This is a genomic window from Pseudomonas sp. NPDC089743 (genome assembly GCF_044748785.1).
In the GTDB taxonomy this organism is placed as follows: Bacteria; Pseudomonadota; Gammaproteobacteria; order Pseudomonadales; family Pseudomonadaceae; genus Aquipseudomonas; species Aquipseudomonas putida_X.
Map to the genome: position 1 here is coordinate 1 of NZ_JBIVGS010000035.1, position 4,103 is coordinate 4,103.

Below are 4,103 nucleotides of genomic sequence, written 5' to 3' on the forward strand. Positions count from 1 at the left end.
GCCGGGCCTCGGCGGCCTTGCGTTCGTACAGCGGGTGCTGGGTCAACTCGAACCAGCGCCCGGCCTGCAACTGGCGCACACCGCCCTGACCGTGCACGCGGCGGGCCTGGGATTCACGCTGCTCGATCTGCACGCGGCTCAACCAGTCGCCGCGCTCCTGCTTCTGCCAGTTGTACTGGCCCTGGTATTCGTAGCGTTCCAGGGCGGCAGGGGCGGAAGCGGCTTCAAGCGCGGGCATCACGCTTTCGCGCGGTTGGCTGTGGGCCAGGTAGTCGACACTGCGCCAGTTGAGCTTGCCGCTGAGCAGCTGCGAGCCGGTGCTCCACTGGGTGATGCCGTCCTGTTTTTCAGTGACGCTCTGAGTGTGGAACGGCACGCGCTGCGGCGCGAGGGCGGGCAGGGTGTCGACGCTGTCGGTGAAGACGATGCAGTGGCTGTCGGCTTTGTGTTCGACGTACCAGAAGATGCCTTCGAGCTCGCACCAGCGCTGCACGAAGTTGGCGTCGGTTTCGTTGAACTGGGTGACATAGGACAGCGGCGCGTACTCGCGGCGCAGGTCGAGGCGGTAGTTGCCCTTAGCCTGTTCGTACTGGGCGAACACGGATTCGAGGATGGCCGGCAGGTTCTTGTCCTGCCAGATGCGGCAGTCGCTGCGGTATTCGAGCAGGCTGAACCAGGGCGCGAACACCAGCTGCCAGTCATGCAGGCCGCCGTCGCTGCCCAGGTAGCGTACGCTCTCGACCAGGCCATGGCGCGGGGCCTGGGTGCCGTCGTCGCAGAGCAGGGCCAGGCTGACGGGCTGGCCGATGAGTTTCTCCGGGTCGTACTCGGTGTCCTGCACCAGCACGTCGAGGGTGTAGCGCGGGGTGCGGCCAATGCGCTCGACGCCGTGGGCGCGCAGGGCCTGGAGCGCGTCGGCCCCCAGTGGGGTGGTCAGCTGCAGCAGGCGGCCGCTTTGCGAGAGCGGGGTGCCGAAGGTCAGGTCCATGACAAGGGGTCTCCTGAGTGGGACTGAAAAATGGGTTATTCCAGGGCCTTGATGGGCGGGTCCTGGTAGTTTTCATCGATGGCGATGCCCATTTTTTTCAGGCGTGCTTCGGTTTGGGCGCGTTCTTGGGCCATACGGTTGAGCTCGGCGGGCACAAGTGCCTTCCAATTGGCACGATTCTTTTCACCTTCAACGAAGCTCTTATAGAATTCGGTTTCCGATTCAAATGTTAGAGTGAAAAGGTAAGATCCTCTTGTCAGAGGTGCAATTTCACTGCTTTGACGTTGCACTTGAAGTGATAGATAAGTGCCGTTTTTGTAAAAATACCAACTGCTAAACATAGGCATCGCTAACCATTTTTCCTTGGTTAGCTTTAAGCTGGGATCATTCCATGGTCCTGTTTCGACAGGCGCGCCAAAAATAGATCTTACGCTGTCAAACTTCTGCGCTTGGCTGCCAGGAATTCTTGCTTCGTCTGGAAAGATATACCGCCGCCAACCTGACTCGTGCAGTTTGTCAATCTGTCGGTAAAAATAGTCAATGGCCTCAGTATGTTCAGACTCTGGCTCAACGCCACCCAGGGTAATGTTGGCCTTGTCGATATTGTCTCCATCAAACGTTCTGAGGGTAGTGCTAACAATGTCGTTAAATCCCAAGCTGCCAGTTGTTGATGTGACTTCAAGTTCTGCACGCAAGGGTTCGCTGAATGCGAGCGAAAACTCGTATAAACAAAGGCGGCGCATACAGTCTTTTTGAAAGATTGCTGTGGATGAGGATAGTGCGTTGGTGATGGAAGTATCAATTTCAAATTTGATGCTGGGTTTTTTCATGTTCATGCTTGAGTCTCCGCAAGCTGCGAGGGTAAGGCTTAGCAAGCAAATAATTATTTTAAACATGCTCGCTCCAGCTTGAAATTGTCCGAATATTTTCTTCCATGTAGTCTGTTTCTGTTGTCATCAGATCATGATATCTATTGGCGATCTTGGTGATGAATTCCATCCTGTCATTCTGGTTGTGCAACTTTCCCTTAGTCATCACGATGTCGTAATCTGGGTTGTCCGTCTCGCATAGCGTACTCATGGCAGCGAGGCGACGAGGTACGCCCATGTGACCTTCCATAAAAGCTTGCGAGTCTAATAGTTTTTGGAAACCCCAACTTTCATAGATCAGGGGTTGGAGGATCTCAATTTGCTCATGTCGTGCAATGGCCATAAGTGACTTCAGTTGGATGTTCTGCCTTTTTTTGCCTGGCAGCAACTTCTCAATTTCTGGAATAAAAGAAAATCCTTCAATGAGATCATCTGTTTTTTGCAGAAAGTTGATTTTAGGAAGTGCATCATCAATCCATGGGAGTTCTCGGAATGATATTTTAAAGTTGCATGTATACTCATCCCACTTTCTTGCTGAAAGTGCGCTGGCGAATTCACTAGGGAAGTTAATATAAAACCAATGCCATACGAAGATGTCCTGGAATAACCAAAAATTACCTTCACCCAAATACTCTTTCGTGGTGTCAAATAAAGGTACAGGTAACTTGGCGTATCGCCACTTACTGTTGCTGGCGTAATCAAGCGCACACATGACCTGTTTGCTGGCGAACGCAGCGAGCCCGGTCCAATAAAATCGGCCTTTTAACTCGGGCTTTCCGTTTCGCTCTAGTTCAAGATAAATTTTGGCATAATTGCCGGCTATCCGTTCAGCGCGTGTGCTGAAATCCTTGACCAATTGATAGCGTGCAGTCTCTTTGAATTCGATTCGGGTTTTTACCGAAAGCCGCCGGACCGCCTCCTGTTGGCCGAGTGTCCATAGTTCCTTGTAATTGACCCCTGGGTCGTTTGTTGAGCACGTTTGCTCATTGAATCTAAAGTCTTGTTTCATGGTTTGGTTCTCGGTACATACTTGTCAGCACCTGCCGGCACCACCAACTCATCGGGTACGAGCCTCATCTTGGCCGTGTCGGGTTTGTCGCTGAAAAGGCGGGGTGTCATACCTTCTTGGTCGGTGAAGTAAACCCGCTTGCCTTTGCCAGGAATGTCGAACTCGACAGCCACATTTTCAAGCGGTACACCGAAACTGGTCATCAACCTGTTCTGCTCGTCATACATGCCTGAGTCAGGACCGGTGGGGAACTCCTTGAACGAGTGCTCCATGCTGGCCGGCCCATCCAACGTTTTCTTTGCTCCCTTGATGTCGATGGTCCCCGGCGCATGCACCTCGATATTGCTGCCTTTGATACGGATATAGGCACCGCCACTGGTAAGCAGAATCTCCTTCTGCGCCGACATCTCGATCAACTGTTCCAGCGACGTGAGCTTCACGTTCTGCAACGCGGTCAGCTCCATCGCATCACTTTGCGCCTCCAGCTCCACCTTGCCCTTGGCCGCAAACAACTTGGCCCCTGCGTTCTGCGCAAACAGGCTGATGCTCTGCACCACACTGGCCAGCAGCGATTTGCCGCTGGCGATGCTGACATCCTCGCCGGTACTGATGGTCAGGTGCTTGCCGCTGTGCAGGTGGGTGTTCTGCGGCGTGGCCGTGGCGATGTCGGCCGGGGAAGAAGCGATCAGCAGCGGCTTCTGATAACCCGGGGTCTTGCCGCGGCCACCGTTGCGGATCGCCCAGGCGGTATCGCCGCCGTTGCGCTGCTGTTCGCTCGGGCCTTGGCTCGGGCTGCTGTTGTCATTGCCGTAGGTGACGTCGGTATCGGCGTTGAGCTGGGTCAGGCTGTCCAAGCCAGCTTGCAGGGCGTCGGCGTTGTGCTGTTTGGCGGTGTCGGAGAGGGTTTTGAGCCGCTGCTCGCTGTTCTGCAACTGCTGCTGGGCTTCGCTGACGTCGAGCTGCGCGCCTTCGGCGTTGCTGCGTTTCCAGGTGCTCAGGTACAGGCCTTGCTGGGCGCGCAGGGCGCCGTAGGCGTCGGTGCGCAGCTCGAAGCCGGTGCCGCGCAGGGCGCCGCGGTTGTTGCCGCGCTGGTCGATCAGGTAGCCGAGGTTGAGCTGGGTATGGCCGTGGCTGCTGTGTAGCTGGGTGCGTACCTGGCCGGTGGAGTCGTCCATCACCCACTGGTTGAAGCCGCCGCCGCCGACTTCCTTGCTCTTGTAGCCGCTCATCAGGCCGC

The 4,103-nt window shown here is 55.5% G+C and carries 4 protein-coding genes; all 4 read right to left on the reverse strand.

Features of this window, described 5'->3' with window-relative positions:
* On the reverse strand, positions 1-988 hold a 988-nt coding region (locus ACIPZC_RS25940; RefSeq protein ID WP_400630410.1), incomplete at its 3' end, for a type VI secretion system Vgr family protein.
* 35 nt (positions 989-1,023) lie between these two features.
* The gene (locus ACIPZC_RS25945; protein ID WP_400630412.1) at positions 1,024-1,824 is read right to left on the reverse strand and encodes a hypothetical protein; all 801 of its coding nucleotides are present in this window, start codon (positions 1,822-1,824) and stop codon (positions 1,024-1,026) included.
* 52 nt (positions 1,825-1,876) lie between these two features.
* Positions 1,877-2,866, reverse strand: coding sequence for a DUF2515 family protein (locus ACIPZC_RS25950; RefSeq protein ID WP_400630414.1), 990 nt, complete (start codon positions 2,864-2,866; stop codon positions 1,877-1,879).
* Positions 2,863-4,103: DUF2345 domain-containing protein (locus ACIPZC_RS25955; protein ID WP_400630416.1), on the reverse strand; the 1,241-nt coding region annotated here is incomplete at its 5' end. The genes ACIPZC_RS25955 and ACIPZC_RS25950, both read right to left, overlap by 4 nt.